The following is a 17,532-nucleotide window of genomic DNA, read 5'->3' as shown; positions in this document are numbered from 1 at the left end:
AGTGATTACAAATTGATAAGGAATATAGTTTTTTGTAAATTTATATTCCTTGATTCAAAGATTCTTAAGAAGAAATTATACGAGGAATTCTTGATCAATAGGGGCTGAATTTTCTAATCGCAATGATTGTCTGTACTAATGGAAAGAATTGAGGCCAATCCATCTAATCCTGTTGCTGTGAGGGTAGCAAATTGGGTGGTCCGCCATTGGGCATCTGCTTTTCGGTCTGTCTGTAATTCCAGAATGCGGATGCCTGTAGCAGGCAGTGGATTCAGCCAGTTGATCCATTCCTCCCAGGATTGAACAATATGGTGTTCTACGCCATAGGCTGCACCAAGGGATGCAAAATTGACGGATTGAGGCGTGGCAAAAAAGTCTTCAAAAGGTGGATCAAATCGGGCAATGGGCAAGGATTCAAAAATACCTCCCCCCCGATTATTAATCAGCGCAATGGTCAAATGCCCTCTCAATTGAGGCTGCAGCAGCAAGCCGTTGGTGTCATGTAACAGAGCCAGATCACCCGTGAGTAGCACGGCGCTTTGTTGCTGATAAGCTATGCCCAGGGCAGTTGATAGGGTGCCATCGATGCCATTGGCTCCCCGATTGCAGAATAATGAAATGGCGGTATTGGAAGGAGGCCAGAAGAAGTCCACATCCCGGATCGGCATACTATTGGCGACGAACAGGGGGGTGCCTGGCGGGAGGTGTTGGGACAACAGCCAGGCCGCTTTCCCTTCAAACCAGCCCGACTCAGCTGAGAGCGTGGCATCCAGAACTTGCCGTACTTTTGCTTCAGCAGTTTGCCAGGATTTCAGATAGGAAGTGAGAGGGGCCGGTGGTTCCAGGGGAAGCCTTGTGAGTGAGTCTGGGGGCATCCGCAAATGGACAGTGCGGCCATGCAGGGGGTCCAGGTTACGGTCCCCAGCATCCAGGACCCATTGTTGGGGCTGGGTCTGCTCCAGCCAGGCCCGTAACACTTTGCTGGTCGGCATTTCCCCCACCCGAAGCACCATCTCTGGGGCCAGCAAGACTGAGAGGGAGCCATGGCGCAGGATCAGATCATAGGTGGTAATCAAATGGGGATTGAGATCGGCATGATTTCTCAGGGGAGACAGGCCATCAGCCAGAACAGGCCAGCCCAACTGTTGGGACAGTCGGCCCAGGGTGGCGCAGTAGGTTTTGGGGTCAGCAGGCTGGGCGATACCGGCAATAATCAGCCCCCGATCGCAGCTCTGCCATTGCAGGAGCAGTGATGGCTCGATCTCATTGGGGCCTGGGGCCACCGGATGCGGGGAAGCTATCCCCTGGAAAAACAAATCAGGCTGGAACTGGGATTCCATGGCCTGACAGGTGGGGTCGGGCAGGGGAGCCAGGGGATCGCGAAAGGGAATATTCAGATGCACAGGGCCAGGAACAGGCCAGCAGGCACGTTCCCATGCGTGAACTAGGGTCTGGCGCAGGTAGGCTAGCAGGGTGGGGTCCAGGCTAGGGAGGGCAAGCTCAACAAACCAGTTGGGATAATGGCCAAACAACTTCTGCTGATCGATCGCCTGACCGGCGTTACAATAGCGGGCTTCTGGAGGTCGATCAGCGGTCAGCACCAGCAGGGGAACCCGACTTTCCCGGGCTTCAATCAGAGCGGGATAGAAGTTGGCTCCTGCGGTGCCGGAGGTACAGACCAGGGCCACAGGTTTTCTGGACTGGCGGGCTAACCCGAGGGCGAAGAAGGCGGCAGACCGCTCATCCAGCACCGGAATGCTGGTGAGATTGGGTTGTTGAGTGAAAGCGATCGTCAGGGGAGCAGAGCGAGAGCCAGGACAAATGATGACCTGTAGCAGGCCGAGGTGTTCCAGGGTCGTTGCCAGAATAGAAGCCCAAAGAGTATTGGTATTCCGAAAATCAAGGGTCATGAATCACATAAAGACGCGATTTATCGCGTCTATGAGAATGCAGGGAAAATCATAGAGCCGTGAGAGGGGGAGGGGGAATCGAACTTAAACCAGCGCATTGAGGATGGCCTGGAGTTTCAGGTGAATTTCGGAGAGTTCCCGATCGGGGTCCGATCCCTGCACAATCCCTGCACCGGCATATAATCGAGCCTGCCGGTCCTGGACCAGGGCCGATCGAATACCCACAATAAATTCCCCGTTGCCCCGGTGATCCAGCCAGCCCAGGGGACCGGCATAGAGGCCACGATCGAAGGTTTCCAGTTGGCGAATATAGGTGCAGGTCATTTCCCGGGGCAGTCCGGCGACGGCAGGTGTGGGGTGTAACTGGCTGACAATTTCTAGCAGGTGTACCCCAGGCGGGACATGGGCGCGAATCAGGGTTCGCAGATGTTGAATATTGGACAGTTGTAGCAGATGAGGCACCTGGGAACGGCGTAACTGGCAACCCAGGTGCTGCAGGCATTGGGTGATGAATTGGATGACCAGTTGATGTTCATGGCGTTCTTTGCGATTCACCAGTAAATCACTCATAAAAGTACTATCTTCCAGCCTGGTTTTGCCCCGGGGAGCGGACCCAGCCAGGGCATCTGCCACCAGCTCTTGATTAAAGACACTCACCAGGCGTTCTGGACTGGCCCCAATAAAGGTTGGCCCTTTACCGTGATTGATCGAAAAAACGTAGCAATCGGGGTAAAGCTGGCGCAGGTTATGGAGGGAATGGATGAGATTGAAGGGCTTGGATGCGGTGATATCGATCGCATGGGCCAGGACAATTTTTTCCAGATGCTGATCTGAAATAGCCTGCAGAGCAGAGAGCACTGCAGCCTTGAAATTATGAGTGTGGATGGAGTCTGGCCAATCCACAGTTTTGCGGTGGTGACTATAGATTTCAGGGACCTGATATCGAGTTGAAGTGATGAGTTGGAATTCTGTCTGGACCTGATCAATCAGAGTTTTAAGATTCAGATCTAAGGTAATGATTAAATTAGCAACCAGAACACAAATTCCCTGGCTGCAGGAGATTTGCCAGCGGGGAAGAAAGATGGTTGCTGGAACGTGGGTCGCCATCTGATCGGTTTTCTCATTAAAGAATGAAAAGCTACAGAAGAAATGGGGACCAGCAAAGGGTAATTCTGAATTGCCCGATGTAATGACTTCACTCAGGCAGTTGTCAATAAAACTTTTGGCGCGATGAAACCGATTCACACCTTCAATTTCTGCTGCGGCTGTAATGCCGATCGCCAAGATGGAACCATCAAAATCTCTATGAATAAAATTGGTTTTTTTATGTTTACTTTCAATGTAAAAATGGGGTTGCTCAACTGGATGCAATGAATGCAAAATAGCCAGGGGATCCATTGGATCAACTTCTAGCGAAATGCTAATAATTTGCCTGCCCTTTTGATCAGCGATCGTTTGTTTGCAAGTCAGCAGAAACTGATGGAGATCCTGCGCATTTTGAAACAGGTTTGGGCAACAAGGGATTGTCGGCATGCAATTCAATTTAGGAGATTATTAAAGAGCAAAGCTTAAACATTCAGTGAAAGATGTCAGGCAACCTCCACCAGTGAACAGGGGCCTGAAGTCCTTATTGATCAGCCCAGGAACAGGAGTTTCCTGCTGTTGGGTGATGATGATGAGGGAGGCTTTTAAGATCATTAACCGATTCTGACCTCCAGTTCATCGTAAAATTATTACGCTTTCAGTGGTTGAATTTTGCGGAACGGCTTTTTCAGAATGACAACGAAGTCAGTGGATTCTTCCCGGAGCAGATTGTGGCTGGCGGCCATCAAGCCTCCGATGTACAGCGTCGCAGTCATCCCCATCTGGACCGGAACTGCCGTTGCCTTGGCTGAAACGGGCACTTTTGTCGGCCAGACTTTCTTCACATTTCTGGCTGCAGCGATTCTGATTGTGGCCTGGAGTAACCTGAGTAACGATGTGTATGATGCCGATACCGGGATAGACAAGAATAAAGCCCATTCCCTGGTCAATCTAACAGGAAACCAGCCGCTGATTTTCTGGATCGGCAATGGTTTCCTGGTGTTAGGAGTCCTGGCGATTCTGGCGATCGCTTGGTGGCAGCGAGATTGGACTGTCCTGGGCATCATCAGCCTTTGTTGTGCCCTCGGCTATATGTACCAGGGGCCGCCGTTTCGCCTTGGATATCAGGGCCTGGGGGAAGTGCTCTGTTTTTTTGCCTATGGTCCTCTGGCAGTTTCAGCTGCTTACTATAGCCAGGTACAACATTGGTCTGCCATGAATCTGGTGGCCTCGGTGATCATTGGCCTGACGACCAGTTTGATCCTATTTTGCTCTCATTTTCACCAGGTCAAGGATGATCTGGCCGCCGGGAAATATTCTCCGATCGTCCGCCTCGGAACCCAGCGATCGGCCCAATTGTTACCCTGGATCTGTGGTTTCATTTATATCCTGCTGCTTGGGGCCGTCCTCCTGAAGCTCTTTCCTCTGGTTACCCTGGGGATGTTGGTAACGGTGCCAGTTGCCGTAAAGTTGTGTCGTCATGTGCTGACCTATCATGATCAGCCGGAACGGGTCAGTAACTGCAAGTTTATTGCCGTTGCCTTGCATTTCTGGAGTGGTCTATTTCTCGGGTTGGGGTTCATCCTGTCTCCCTAGCTCTGTCCGTATCTTGCGTGACAGATTGGCGGTCTGACTCCACTCAAAGTGGGAATATCTCCCCTACTCCACCGAAGTGGACTGACCCTGAAGATTGTGCTGATGTTTGGAGAGTTTTTAGAAATGCTTGAAGCCTACCGTCAACATGTTGCGGACCGTGCTGCTCTGGGTGTTCCCCCCCTGCCCTTGACCCCTCAGCAGACTGCTGACCTGTGTGAACTGCTGAAGCAGCCCCCGACAGGGGAGGAAGAGATCTTACTGACCTTGTTGCGCGATCGTATCCCCCCTGGCGTGGATCAAGCAGCCTATGTTAAAGCGTCTTTTCTGACGGCAGTGGCCAAGGGGGAAGTGACTAGTCCCCTGGTGTCGCCACTGGAGGCAGTGCGGCTATTAGGGACGATGATGGGGGGGTACAATGTTCATGCGCTGATTGATTTACTCAGCCATGGGGATGGGGATCTGGCTGCAGCGGCGGCGGTGGGGCTCAGCAAAACCATGCTGGTGTTTGATGCCTTTAACGACATCTATGCCTTGGCGGCCACCAATCCCTATGCCAAACAGGTGATTGATTCCTGGGCGGCGGCTGAGTGGTTCACCCATCGTCCAGCCCTGGCCGAGACGATTCAGGTGACGGTTTTCAAGGTTCCCGGTGAGACTAACACGGATGACCTGTCCCCAGCCCTGCATGCCGCCACCCGTCCCGATATTCCGCTCCATGCCCAGGCGATGCTGGAAAGTCGGCTACCGGGAGCCCTGGCCACGATCGCAGAGCTGAAGCAGAAGGGACATCCCCTGGCCTACGTGGGAGATGTGGTGGGCACGGGTTCTTCCCGGAAATCGGCGATTAACTCGGTCCTCTGGCATATCGGGCAGGATATTCCCTTTGTGCCTAACAAGCGATCGGGGGGCTATATCCTGGGGGGTGCGATCGCGCCCATTTTCTTCAACACAGCCGAGGATTCGGGAGCCCTGCCCATCCAGTGCGATGTGACCCAGATGGAAACAGGCATGGTGATTACGATCCATCCTTACGAGGGCAAGATCACCAATGAGGCGGGGGCCACGATCGCCACTTTCACCCTTCAGCCTGTGACGATTCTGGATGAAGTTCGGGCCGGAGGCCGGATTCCCCTGATTATTGGCCGCTCCCTCACCGATCGAACCCGCATGACTTTGGGGTTGGAACCCAGTCCGCTCTTTACCCGGCCCCAAATGCCCGTAGACACCGGTAAGGGCTTTACCCTGGCCCAGAAGATGGTCGGTCAGGCTTGTGGGTTGCCGGGGGTGCGTCCTGGCACGGCCTGCGAGCCCCTGATGACGAGCGTGGGTTCTCAGGACACGACTGGGCCAATGACCCGCGATGAATTGAAGGAACTGGCTTGTCTGGGCTTCAGTGCTGATTTGGTGATGCAGAGCTTCTGCCATACGGCGGCCTATCCTAAACCGGCTGACATCAGAGTTCACAAGGACCTGCCAGATTTTATGTCCGCCCGGGGTGGCATTGCCCTGCGACCAGGGGATGGGATCATTCATTCCTGGCTGAACCGGATGTTGTTGCCGGATACGGTGGGGACAGGGGGCGACTCCCATACCCGCTTTCCTCTGGGAATCTCGTTCCCGGCAGGTTCTGGCCTGGTGGCTTTTGCTGCCGCGCTAGGGGTCATGCCCCTGGATATGCCTGAATCGGTACTGGTCCGGTTTAAGGGCAAACTGCAACCGGGGATTACCCTGCGGGACATTGTCAATGCGATTCCCTATGTGGCGATGCAAAGGGGGCTACTGACGGTGGCCAAGGAGAACAAAAAGAATGTGTTTTCCGGTCGGATTATGGAGATTGAAGGGCTGCCGAACCTGAAGGTGGAGCAGGCGTTTGAACTGACTGATGCGACAGCGGAACGATCCTGTGCTGGTTGCACCATCAAGTTGAGCGAGGAGACGGTGGCGGAGTATCTGAGATCGAATGTGGCTCTGCTCAAGAATATGGTGGCGCGAGGCTATCAGGATGCCCGCACGATTCTGCGCCGGGTGGCCAAAATGGAGCAGTGGCTGGAGAATCCGGTGCTGATGACCGCTGATGCGGATGCGGACTATGCCGAAATCATTGAGATTGACCTGAACGAGATTACGGAGCCGATCGTAGCCGCTCCCAATGATCCCGATAATGTCAAACTGCTGTCCGAAGTGGCTGGGGACCCGGTAGATGAGGTCTTCATCGGTTCCTGTATGACCAACATCGGTCATTACCGGGCGACGGCGAAGGTGCTGGAAGGGGAGCCGCCCGCGAAAGTGAGGCTCTGGATTGTACCCCCGACCCGGATGGATGAATATCAGCTGAAGCAGGAAGGGATGTACAGTACCTTTGGCGTGGCGGGAGCCCGAACGGAAGTCCCTGGTTGTTCGCTCTGCATGGGGAATCAGGCCCGTGTGGGGGACAACACGACGGTATTTTCGACCTCGACCCGCAACTTCAACAACCGAATGGGGAAAGGAGCCAGAGTCTATCTGGGGTCAGCAGAACTGGCGGCAGCCTGTGCCTTACTGGGCCGTATCCCCACGGTGGAGGAATATCGAAAAATTGTGGGGAGCAAAATTGATCCCTTCGCGGCTGACCTCTATCGGTATCTGAACTTCGATCAGATCGCTGGATTTGAGGATGAAGGGCGGGTGATTCCGATCGAAGACATGCCCCGAATCGAAGATATCCTGGGCATGCCCGTAAGGTAGGATGCACCGCAGAGGTGCGGAGACGCTGAGAACTCTGCGCCTCTGCGATGAATACTCAGGAATGGGTGATGACTTTGGCAGCGGCGGCGACCCCGGCTCCAGGGCTGAAGTCCTCGTAGCCTAAATCCTGAAGGGTGGCTTCCAGGGCGGCAATGGCGGATAGAATATCCCGATCGCCGACAAAGCCTAGGTGCCCAATCCGGAAAATCTTGCCTTTGAGGTGGTCCTGACCACCGGCGAGGGCAATGTCGAACCGTTTTTTGATCACAGACCGGATTTTCTCAGCATCGATTTGATCAGGGATCACAGCAGTAATCGCTGGACTGGCCGCATAATCGGGAGCAAACAAGGGGAGATTCAAGGCTTTAATGGCGGCACGGGTGGCCTGGGTGAGGCGCTGGTGACGAGCAAAAATGCTTTCTAAGCCTTCGGCCTGCATCATTCTCAAGGCTGCTTGGAGGGCAAAAATGAGGTTGACGGCGGGGGTGAAGGGGGTGCTGTTTTTGGCAGCGTCTTTGCGGTATTTGCCCAGGTCTAGGTAGTAGCGGGGCAATTTGGCGGTACTGTAGGCGGTCCAGGCTTTTGGACTAACGGCGACAAAGCCCAATCCGGGTGGGATCATGAACCCTTTCTGGGAGCCAGAAGCCACCACGTCGAGGCCCCAGGTGTCGAAGGGAATGTTGACGGCACCCAGACTGGTAACAACATCGACGATGATCAGAGCTTCGCCATGGGCTTTGACATGACGGTTGATGGTTTCGACATCATTGAGGACTCCGGTGGAAGTCTCGCTGTGGGTGAAGATCACCGCTTTGATCTGTTTTTCCGTATCCGCTTCTAATTGGACGCGGAACTGTTCCGTATCCAGGGGCTTGCCCCATTCAGCCTTGATCGTTTCCACGTTCAGACCGTAAGCCTGACAGACCTCAGCCCAACGATCGCCAAATTTTCCATTGCAGCCGACTAGCACCCGATCTCCGGGACTCAAAAAGTTGATGATCCCGGCTTCCATGGCACCGGTGCCGCTGGCAGCGAGCATTAGAACATCACTCTCGGTCTGATGCAGCCACTTCAGGTTGGCGGTGACTTCGGCCATGATTTGGGTGAAATCACCACTGCGGTGCCCGATCGGATGCTTCGCCATGGCCAGGAGAACCTGTTCAGGTACAGGGGTTGGGCCGGGAATCATCAACATTAACTTGTTGTCCATTTTTATCTACCCTATGGAAGGAAATAGTAGGTGCGGATCGGAGGGCCGTCTGAATCAGCCCAGTCAATCACGGGTCAGGTCTGGTCCAGTTGGAATAACTCCGAGGCTGGGGGTTCACCGGGGGCCAGGTTGTTAATGGACCAGCGATACTCGATTGGAAGGTTGGCGCGCTGACAACTTTCTTCCAGATGCTTCTGTTGGGCCAGGGCCTTGCGTAGAGTCATGATGAGCTCAGTCACCTGCTCCTGCTGCAAGGATTTATGCTTCAAAGCGAACAGGGTTTGCTGCTCCAGGAGTTGAAGCAATAGTTCGTAGTGAATGTGGGAGGGTAAGGGAATGGGCTCCATTGCGGGTTCAATTACCAAACAGAAGATAGTTGTCTTGACAATCGGGCAAGGCAATGGCAAAGTTGCGCGTCAACAGCCTTGGGTCAGCTTAACCCGGACTCACAGAAACAGATTAGCCAGAGCCTGACCGGGATCGGGTTGCTTCATCAGGGATTCACCTATGAGAACAGCCTGAGCACCAGCCTGCTTCACCACTTCTAAATCCGTGGTTGTATGCAACCCAGACTCACTCACCAGCACAATGTCTGCTTCCCTGAGGAGTGGGTTGCGCTCTGCCGCCAGTCTGCAGGTGGTTTGCAAATCGACAGAGAAATCCTGGAGGTTGCGGTTATTGATACCAATAAGTTGAACTCCCTGCAAGGCCAAGACTCGATCCATTTCTTCTAAAGTATGAACTTCGATCAAGGCAGTCATTCCCAGAGTACGGGTAATCTTAAGGAAGTACTGTAAATCTTGATCGGAAAGAATGGCTGCGATCAGCAGGATCGCGTCTGCGCCATGGACGCGAGCCAGGTAAATCTGATACGGGTAGATGATGAACTCTTTGCAGAGGAGGGGTAACTCAACCGCTGATCGAACCTGTCTCAGGTAATTAAAACTGCCCTGAAAAAACTTCTCATCCGTGAGCACCGACAGGCAGGTCGCCCCTCCCCGTTCATAGGATTGGCCGATCGCCACCGGATCAAAATCCTCCCGGATCACTCCTTTGCTGGGAGAGGCTTTCTTCACTTCGGCAATCACTGCGGGCTGAGTTTTACCAGTGCGGAGGGCAGCGAGAAAATCTCGTACTGGGGGAGCCGTGGCTAGTTGACGCTGTAACTCCACCAGTGGAACTGACTCACGCCTGTGGGCAACTTCATTTTCTTTCTGCCAGACAATTTCCTCCAGAATGTGCTGGGGGGTGCTATCGGGAACTTGAACCTGATAGCGCAATTCCAGAACATTGACCGCCGGGCTTGGCGGACGACGACGGATCTGCATTAATTCTGAACCTCCATGCTTGCAGGTGTCTTGATGGAAACCTGGACCTGATGATTGAATGTCATGGTTCACCCTAGCCGACCTTAGCCCGCTTATAGGCTTCATCCAGAACCTCAGACAGGGTGGGATGGGTGTGTACCAGGAAAGCCAGATCCCTGACGGATTGGCGATTGGCAATGGCATTGGCTGCTTCCTGAATCAGATCGGAGGCGTGCAGACCGATGATGTGAACCCCCAGCACTTCTCCGGTGTCCTGGCGATAGATGACCTTGGCGACGCCATCGGTTTCTCCCTCCGCGATCGCCTTGGAGTTGCCTTTAAAGTAAGTCCGAACCGTATCGATCTTAAATCCTTCAGCAGTGGCCAGTTCCTGAGCTGCTGGTTCCGTCAGCCCGACAAAACCAATTTCTGGATGGGTAAAGGCTGCCGCCGGGATGCTCCGGTAATCGACCTGGCGGGCTCGACCACACAGGGTTTCGACCACGGCAATCCCCTGAGCTGAGGCAGCATGGGCCAGCATCATTTTCCCGATCGCATCCCCGATCGCATACAGATGGGGAACAGCCTGTCCCCCGGATACCACGGCCATGTAATCATCTACCGGGATGAAACCCCGCCGATCCAGCTCGACTCCGATCGAGTCCAGACCCAGGTTTTGGGCCGCCGGAATGCGACCCGTGGCCACCAGGCAGGCATCTACTTCCAGCACTTCTACCACTGCTTTGGTTTTGGCGTCGGCCAGTTCAATCACAACCGGAGAACCGGGGATCACCCGTTTTGCCAGCATGCCGACCCGGGTTTCGATGTCCCTGGGCTGAATTAAAATCCGCTGGGCCAGCTTCGCAATGTCGGGATCAAAACCAGGCATGAGCTGATCCAGGGCTTCAATCAGGGTAATCTCACTGCCCAGTGCCGAGTAGACATCCGAAAATTCCAACCCAATGTAGCCACTCCCAATAATGGCAATCCAGGGGGGAAGAGACTCCAGTCGGACCCCATCATCGCTAGTAAAGACGGTTTTGTGGTCAATTTCAATCCCCGGAGGGACGAAGGGAATGGACCCTGGGGCCAGGAGAATATCCCGCGCTGTGACAACTTTTTCTCCCGCCGGGGTGGTGATCGAAACCTTCTGAGGGGCGGTGACTTTTCCCCAGCCTCGAATCGTATCGACGCCCAGGCGATTCAGGCTGTTGGTCAGATCGGTTCGAATCTTGGTGACCAGGTTGCCAGCATGGTCGGCAATGCCCTGCCGATCGAAGGCTACATCCCCGACCTGAATACCCAGGGCTTTCAGATGGTGGGCATTCCGTAGCTCTCGCACCCGACCAGAGGCGGCCAACAGGGCCTTGGACGGAATACAGCCCCTGTTGACGCAGGTACCCCCCATGTCTGCCGCTTCTACAATGGCTGTTTTCAGGCCACAACTGACGGCATGTAAGGCAGCACCATGGCCACCGACGCCTGCACCTATGATCACCAGGTCATAATCAAATTGCTGACTCACGGAACTCTCCTACGGGATGCGGCAAATAAATCAAGCTGAAGGGATGGACAATTTTTAATTGTGGACGAACAATAATGCTTGCCCATACCAATACCCACCCATGCATCGGGGTGGGTATCCTCTCTATTTTGAACTGGAAAGGAGCATCCGATCACTTTATCATTAATAGCTCAACTGCATCTTGGGCTGGCGCAGCATCAAGCTATACAGATCTTCCAGGCGGCTGATATTGCGATCCAGGGTGTAATGCTCCAGCACCCGCTGGCGAGCTTTGCGGCCCATAATCGGAGCCAGCTCAGGTTGATGTTGAAATAGGGGCAGTAGCGTTTGCAGTTGGCTGGATACTCGATCGGTGCTCAGGACGATGCCTGCTCCCTTTTCCAGGACTTCTCCATCGGCACCCGCATCCGTGGCCAGACAGGCAGCCCCACAGGCCATCCCTTCCAGCAGAGACAGGGATAATCCTTCCACTAGAGAAGGGAGAATGAACACATCGGCTCCCCGAAGAATTTCAATCCGCCGTTGTTCATCCCCAATGAAGCCCAGCCACAGGATTCCGTGTTCTGGGCCATAGAAGGGCATCAGGGTGGTGGCCAGGGGGCCGTTACCCACAATCAGCAGCTTGCTATCAGGCCCCATATTTAATCGTTTCCAGGCTCGCAGAAGGGCTTCCACATTCTTTTCTGGAGCAATCCGGCCCTGATACACAAAAACCCGTTCTACCCCCAGTTCTGCTTTCAGGTTGGAGGGACCGGGAGAATATTTCTGGACATCCACACCGTTGGGGATCACCACCAACCGGTCTGCAGGCACCCCCAACCGGATCAGTAAATCCCGTTGGATGCGAGAGAATACGATCGTGCAGTCGTAGTTAGCCAGGAAGGGCGCATAGAACTGATAGGTCAGATGCTGGGTGCTGGAAGTAAGATTACGCCGCTTGAGATCAAAGGGGGGATGAAAGGTCGCCACCAGGGGTAAGTCCAGCTCTTCACAGATTTCGGGTAAGACGAAATCCAGCGGCGAGAGCGTGAGAGAAGCATGGACCAGATCTGGTTTCAGGGCTTTGAGCGCCTGGGCGAGAATCTTGCTGGACTTGAGGGTGGGGATGGTGTAGATGGTGGACTTGTACAGGCAGGGGATAGACACTTCCTGATAATCGGGCCAGATATCTTCTGCTTGCTCTTCCTGGGCGAAGTGGAGAAAACTGACCTGATACCCCCGGTCTAACAGGGCGTTTGTGACTTCCCGTCCATAGGTGACGTTACCGCAGAAGGGCGATTTTTTGCCAAGCCAAGCGATATGCATGCCGAATCTCACCGATAAGTCAAAAACTTTAAGTTCTGAACTTAAATCTAAAAATTCAAAAACTTAAGTTCAAATTTTGTTACTTACCGGAAATATACCAGGTTAATAGGCCGCCTGCGATCGAAATCACAGCCAGACCCATAAATACAGTCTGAAGGCCCAGAAAGGTTTCCGCCACGCCTGCCAGGGCCAGAGGAAGGGTGAGGGCAATATTGATGGCATTGTTCTGGAGGCCAAAAACCTTGCCGCGCATCTCCTCGGGGGTTTCTGCTTGAATCGTGGTTTGCATAGGGACCCCGACCAGAGCAGAGAATCCCCCCAGAACAGCCAGCAAAGGCAGCACGATCCAGAGTTTCAAGGAAAACAACGAGAGGCCAACGAGAGCGGCGGCAACCCCCAAGGAGCCATACAAACTCAGTTGAGTATGGGTGCCTAAGCGCTTACCGAAATAGCCGACGATCGCTGCCCCACAGCCTGTGCCAACGCCCCCCGCTGCCAGAAGAAAACCAAACTGGGAGGGCTTCATGCCGGGAATTAGTTCAGCCAGACGGACGGCCAGCACCGCCAGAGCGGCAAAAATTGAGAACAGAATCACCAGTTGAATCAGGGCATTGCGGACCCGAGTATGTTCCCGCAGATATTGCAGCCCATCCCGGATATCCTGCCCGACATGGATGGATTCAAACTCGACTGGGTCAATCTTTTCATGGGGCCGGATCAGCAACAACAACAGACCGGCAATGACATACCCACTCCCCACCAGGATTTCCTTACCAATCTCTGGGCCATGGAAAATCTGGCTCATCAGGTGATCTGCGATCGCCAGCAAGGGCTCCCCCACGGCAAAACCGACAATCACTGACGCCATCATGGTGGTGGTGTAGAGGGAATTGGCGGGTAGGAGATGGCGTTTGGCGACCAGCAGGGGAATGGCGGTTTGCTCTGCGGGGGCGAAGAATTGGGTCAGGGTGGACACCAGGAAGGTGATTACCAGGAGCAGGCAGAACCCGAGGGGTAATCCCGATAGGGGCGACCAGCCTTTGGAAATCCACAGGAGAAACGGCAGGGACAGAACCAAGGCTCCCCGAATCAGGTTCGTGGTGACCAGAACCAGCTTTTTCGGCCACCGATCGACATAGACCCCTGCAATCGAGCCAAACAGAACAGCCGGGATCGTAAACGCAATCATGATCGAAGAGACCCAACCGCTGATGGTTTGATCTGCCGCCTGAAAATGGGTGTCAATCAGCGCGATCATCAACACCAGATAGACCTTATCCGCTAACTGGGAGAAAACCTGCCCACTCCACAGGGCCAGAAAATTCAGGTTTTTCAGTACGGGCAGGAAGCCGTGATCTCTTGTCCTCTTCTTCCCGGCTTTGGCAGGAGATGGTGTGATAGCAGCCTCTGCCGTTGTAGCAGGGGTGTCGGCAGGAGACCGCGTTGTAGGGGCCACAGGCTCCAGACTAAGATCCTCAGCCGGGGAGCCTTCTATGGGTGCTGGCTCGGAAGGCTGGCTGCCAGGGGTAGCTTCTAACTCTGGGGGTGACTCTGGCAGGGGATAGGCAAGGTGGGGAGGGTGATCGGATGCCGATCGACCATTCGTCGCAAAGGCAGGGGAAATACCATTATCGTCAGAACTCAGCCTGTTCCTGGCACCCAGGGGAGAACCGGGTAGGCCAGAGGATGCCATGAACTGGATCGATGAATCAGAGTCAGACAATCGCATCATGATTTGGGACTGTGAGGAAAGGTCGCTAAACCCGAAAAACAGGTTTCCACCAGGCTGGCCGATCGAATGGGCCGATCGAACTGATATTGGGCATGCTGGCGTAGTACCCGTTCCACGGCTAGCCAGGTCTGCCCGGAGAGAAATAGCTGGCTTGCTGTTAACCCCAACTCATCTAAATCAAGTGGACTAGGCTCGGCTAGCCTTTGCAGAATAGCAAGTTCTGCCGCCCGCAGCCGAAAATCGGCTCGAACTGCTGGCTTGCTTTCCCGCTTTCCTGGAGACTCTGCACGGCTATCCCCAGATACCAGATTTGGGATAGACGGCGGATCAGCCGGATGGAGTAGACCTGATCTGGAGGCGACGGTTGTTGGAGCAGACAGACTGATGATACCGCCCGCAGCCATACTAAACCCGATACGCCAGTTTGGATTCGTAAAATTTGGAACAACCGGACCTCTCGTTACACAGCATACCTGAACGTGAGGAGCAATGCCCGCCAGTGCCAACAAATGGAAGGTTCCATGGACCAGTAGGGCCAGGGTTGGGAGGCCAGCAACCTGATTACCCAGCCGACTGGCCGCAGCTTCCAGCCGACTCAGGTGTTCGGTCAACAGGCAAAATAACTCTTCCTGAGGCTGGTGGCTGAGTGCCTGATAGAGAACCAGTTCTGCCAGATACTGGCTGGCGGTGAGTTTGCACAAATCCTGGGCCAGACCGGGGTAAGATTCCAGCGTTTCGGCCTGGGTGATTTTATCTAGCGATCGACCCTTGACGAGAAAAAGGCGGTTGACCACAAACAACCCACTCCGTCCTGACAGGCTAGATTTCGTTTTCCGAGATCCGGGTGCTACCGCCTGAATCAGACCATGTTCGCGCGTCAGTACGGTGAGGAGCCGATCGGCTTCCCCCAACGGCATGGTTTTCAGATTAATTCCAGTGGCACTGTAGGTCTGGCTCATGGTTCGGAGGTATTGCGCTGATGCAGGATATCGGGGCCGCGAGAAGTCCCCAGGCGAGTTGCTCCGGCCAGAATCAGCTCCAGGGCGTGTTCGGCGGTGCGAATCCCCCCAGCAGCCTTGATGCCCACCTGTTCCTGAACCAATTGGCTGAGCAGACGAACATCCTCTACCCGCGCCCCACCGGCCCAACCGGTGCCGGTTTTGAGAAAACGGACACCCGCATCCAGACAGACCTCGACAGCCAGCCGTTTTTCAGCCTCGGTCAGGAGCGTCATTTCCAGAATGGCCTTGACCAGACAATCAGTTGCCTCACAAATCTCAGCCAGTTCCCGATGCAGTTCCTTGGTCATCCCGGCCCGTAGCCAGCCCAGATTAATCACCACATCCAGTTCGGTTGCCCCATGTTCGACCGCTTCTTGGGCCTCGTAGAGCTTGACGGCTGGGGTGGTGGCTCCACTGGGAAATCCAATCACGGTGCAGACTTTGACCGATCTGCCATGGAGGAGCTTGGCCGATTGCTCGACCTGACTGGGATAAACGCAGACCGTGGCAAAATGAAACCGATCGGCCTCCTCGCAACCCTGTTCCAGTTGCTCTGGTGTCAGAAAAGGATTTAAGAGGGCCTGTTCAATAAAGAGGGCCAGATCGATATCTGAGTGTGTTTTAACCATGATGTGTGCTGGAGAAAATTCATTCTCTGGGTGACGGTACAATGTTGAACTTATTTAAGTCTTCTTGCTGAGGGAAAACAATTGCCCGTGATCAGATCCCATCACCTTTCAGCCATTTTGACAGTTTCTCCCCGGTTTGTGAGCTGGCAGGAGGTGGATTTTCTGGCGCTCCTGAAAGAAGCGGTCAGCGCGGCTCAACTCACTGCCGTAGGAGAGGTGGCCCATACCTTTCAACCCCAGGGAATTTCAGTTGCCTTGTTACTGGCAGAATCCCATGTGGCCCTGCACTTCTGGCCTGACTTGCAGAAAGTGGCGATCGATATCCATGTTTGTGATTACCAGCAAGAGAACCAGCACAAGGCTGAGCACCTGGCTGAACTCCTGACAGCAAAATTGACGGATCCAAACCTGAGGGCTGTCAAGGCGACTGACCCTGCACCAGTTTGGCACTACCTGTCAGCATCAGGCTAGAATCAGCCCCCAGCCCTAACGATAATTGGTAAATTGCAGGGCCATGGGAAAATCTTCCTGCTTCAGACGCTGAATGACTGCTTGCAGGTCATCCTTCGATTTAGCGATTACCCGAACCGCATCTCCCTGAATGGAAGCCTGGATTTTACTGAATTCATCTCGAATCAGTTTGGAAATCTGTTTGGCGACTTCTTGGCTGATCCCTTTCTTCAACTTAATTTCCTGGCGGACCCGATTGCCGCTGGCAGATTCTACTTTGCCGTAATCAAAGATTTTCAGAGAGAGATTGCGCTTGGCTGCTTTGGTTTGTAGCAGGGTTGTCACTGCTTCCAAGGTTAAATCGCCGTTGGTATTGATCGTAATAACGTCCTCACCCAGCTCTACAGTGGTCTGGGTGTCTTTCAGATCATAGCGACTCTTAATCTCACGGATGGTCTGGTCGATCGCATTCACCAGCTCCTGGTGATCAAAGTCACTCACCACATCGAATGAAAACGTCGAAGCCATAGGTAAAAAAGAAATCAGGAACTAATCAAAGTAGAAGAGGGTGACCAGTTTACGCTGATCTTCAGCTGACTGACAGGTTTTGAGTAGAGTGTTGCTATCGTGAAAGGCAAAGCAGATCAGTTGCTGGCAGCGGGAGACAATTTCCTGGTTGCAGAGGATACTGGCCTCTGCCAGAGAAAGGGTGTCATTCTCTGGGCTCTCAACCAGGTGCATCACCTGCTCTAGCTGGTCACGAGATTCCCGGGGCTGGCGTTCCAGGCTTTGGGGCAGAATGACCGTCAACAAATTAGGATCGGCTCGCATGGCCCCCCGGATTGCCGCAGAATTTGTCCCTGTTGCGCCAGAAGTGATCAGACGATTGCCTGACAGCACCAGAGCATAACTCATCATCTCAATGAGGTGCTGGTGCGTAATCGGAACATGGCGCGAACCGAGAAGGGCAATTCGCTTGGAGCTGGTCTGCTGAATCGCGGCCAATTCTTGGAGAAAATCGTCTACTCTGGGTAGGTCTATAGACTGGCTCAAATTTTTT

The 17,532-nt window shown here is 54.0% G+C and carries 15 protein-coding genes; 3 read left to right on the top strand and 12 right to left on the bottom strand.

Annotation, left to right across the window (positions count from 1 at the left end):
• Window positions 1–113: 113 nt before the first annotated feature.
• Both menD and BST81_RS23020 read right to left on the bottom strand, forming a co-directional pair.
• Window positions 114–1,910, bottom strand: a complete 1,797-nt coding sequence (gene menD / locus BST81_RS23025; protein ID WP_075600863.1) for a 2-succinyl-5-enolpyruvyl-6-hydroxy-3-cyclohexene-1-carboxylic-acid synthase — start codon at window positions 1,908–1,910, stop codon at window positions 114–116.
• Between the two features lie 84 nt (window positions 1,911–1,994).
• Complete coding sequence (locus BST81_RS23020; RefSeq protein WP_216351432.1) at window positions 1,995–3,308, bottom strand: isochorismate synthase; 1,314 nt, start codon at window positions 3,306–3,308, stop codon at window positions 1,995–1,997.
• A gap of 378 nt (window positions 3,309–3,686) precedes the next feature.
• Here BST81_RS23020 and menA point away from each other — a divergent pair, with 378 nt between their 5' ends.
• Both menA and acnB read left to right on the top strand, forming a co-directional pair.
• Complete coding sequence (gene menA, locus BST81_RS23015; RefSeq protein WP_075600861.1) at window positions 3,687–4,589, top strand: 2-carboxy-1,4-naphthoquinone phytyltransferase; 903 nt, start codon at window positions 3,687–3,689, stop codon at window positions 4,587–4,589.
• 123 nt (window positions 4,590–4,712) lie between these two features.
• Complete coding sequence (acnB, locus tag BST81_RS23010; protein WP_075600887.1) at window positions 4,713–7,313, top strand: bifunctional aconitate hydratase 2/2-methylisocitrate dehydratase; 2,601 nt, start codon at window positions 4,713–4,715, stop codon at window positions 7,311–7,313.
• 55 nt (window positions 7,314–7,368) lie between these two features.
• Here the strand turns inward: acnB and BST81_RS23005 are convergent, their stop codons facing one another.
• From BST81_RS23005 to deoC, 8 genes are all read right to left on the bottom strand, one after another.
• Window positions 7,369–8,523: an alanine--glyoxylate aminotransferase family protein gene (locus tag BST81_RS23005; protein WP_075600860.1), complete on the bottom strand. Its 1,155-nt coding sequence runs from the start codon at window positions 8,521–8,523 to the stop codon at window positions 7,369–7,371.
• A 74-nt stretch (window positions 8,524–8,597) separates the two neighbouring features.
• On the bottom strand, window positions 8,598–8,888 hold the full coding sequence (locus tag BST81_RS23000; protein ID WP_363080711.1) for a DUF5340 domain-containing protein: 291 nt from the start codon (window positions 8,886–8,888) through the stop codon (window positions 8,598–8,600).
• An 81-nt stretch (window positions 8,889–8,969) separates the two neighbouring features.
• On the bottom strand, window positions 8,970–9,851 hold the full coding sequence (gene trpC, locus BST81_RS22995; RefSeq protein ID WP_075600858.1) for an indole-3-glycerol phosphate synthase TrpC: 882 nt from the start codon (window positions 9,849–9,851) through the stop codon (window positions 8,970–8,972).
• 73 nt (window positions 9,852–9,924) lie between these two features.
• Window positions 9,925–11,355: a dihydrolipoyl dehydrogenase gene (lpdA, locus tag BST81_RS22990; RefSeq protein ID WP_075600857.1), complete on the bottom strand. Its 1,431-nt coding sequence runs from the start codon at window positions 11,353–11,355 to the stop codon at window positions 9,925–9,927.
• Between the two features lie 162 nt (window positions 11,356–11,517).
• Entirely contained in the window at window positions 11,518–12,660 is a 1,143-nt protein-coding gene (locus tag BST81_RS22985) for a glycosyltransferase family 4 protein (protein ID WP_075600856.1), read from the bottom strand.
• Window positions 12,661–12,739: 79 nt separating this feature from the next.
• On the bottom strand, window positions 12,740–14,353 hold the full coding sequence (locus BST81_RS22980) for an MFS transporter (protein WP_216351431.1): 1,614 nt from the start codon (window positions 14,351–14,353) through the stop codon (window positions 12,740–12,742).
• 35 nt (window positions 14,354–14,388) lie between these two features.
• Entirely contained in the window at window positions 14,389–15,351 is a 963-nt protein-coding gene (recO, locus tag BST81_RS22975) for a DNA repair protein RecO (protein WP_075600854.1), read from the bottom strand.
• The gene (gene deoC, locus BST81_RS22970; protein WP_075600853.1) at window positions 15,348–16,022 is read right to left on the bottom strand and encodes a deoxyribose-phosphate aldolase; all 675 of its coding nucleotides are present in this window, start codon (window positions 16,020–16,022) and stop codon (window positions 15,348–15,350) included. Before deoC ends, recO begins: the two co-directional genes overlap by 4 nt.
• Window positions 16,023–16,139: 117 nt before the next feature.
• Here deoC and BST81_RS22965 point away from each other — a divergent pair, with 117 nt between their 5' ends.
• Window positions 16,140–16,493, top strand: coding sequence for an S-adenosylmethionine decarboxylase (locus BST81_RS22965; RefSeq protein WP_253188450.1), 354 nt, complete (start codon window positions 16,140–16,142; stop codon window positions 16,491–16,493).
• Between the two features lie 15 nt (window positions 16,494–16,508).
• Here BST81_RS22965 and BST81_RS22960 read toward each other — a convergent pair whose 3' ends face one another.
• Both BST81_RS22960 and BST81_RS22955 read right to left on the bottom strand, forming a co-directional pair.
• Window positions 16,509–17,000 (bottom strand): YajQ family cyclic di-GMP-binding protein, encoded by a 492-nt coding sequence (locus tag BST81_RS22960; RefSeq protein ID WP_075600851.1) that lies wholly within the window; start codon window positions 16,998–17,000, stop codon window positions 16,509–16,511.
• A gap of 21 nt (window positions 17,001–17,021) precedes the next feature.
• Window positions 17,022–17,525 (bottom strand): DNA-processing protein DprA, encoded by a 504-nt coding sequence (locus tag BST81_RS22955; protein WP_075600850.1) that lies wholly within the window; start codon window positions 17,523–17,525, stop codon window positions 17,022–17,024.
• Between the last annotated feature and the right edge of the window lie 7 nt (window positions 17,526–17,532).

The organism is Leptolyngbya sp. 'hensonii', from assembly GCF_001939115.1.
GTDB lineage: Bacteria > Cyanobacteriota > Cyanobacteriia.
Note: the sequence above shows the minus strand (reverse complement) of the source record. Positions and strands in the feature narration are given on the sequence as shown.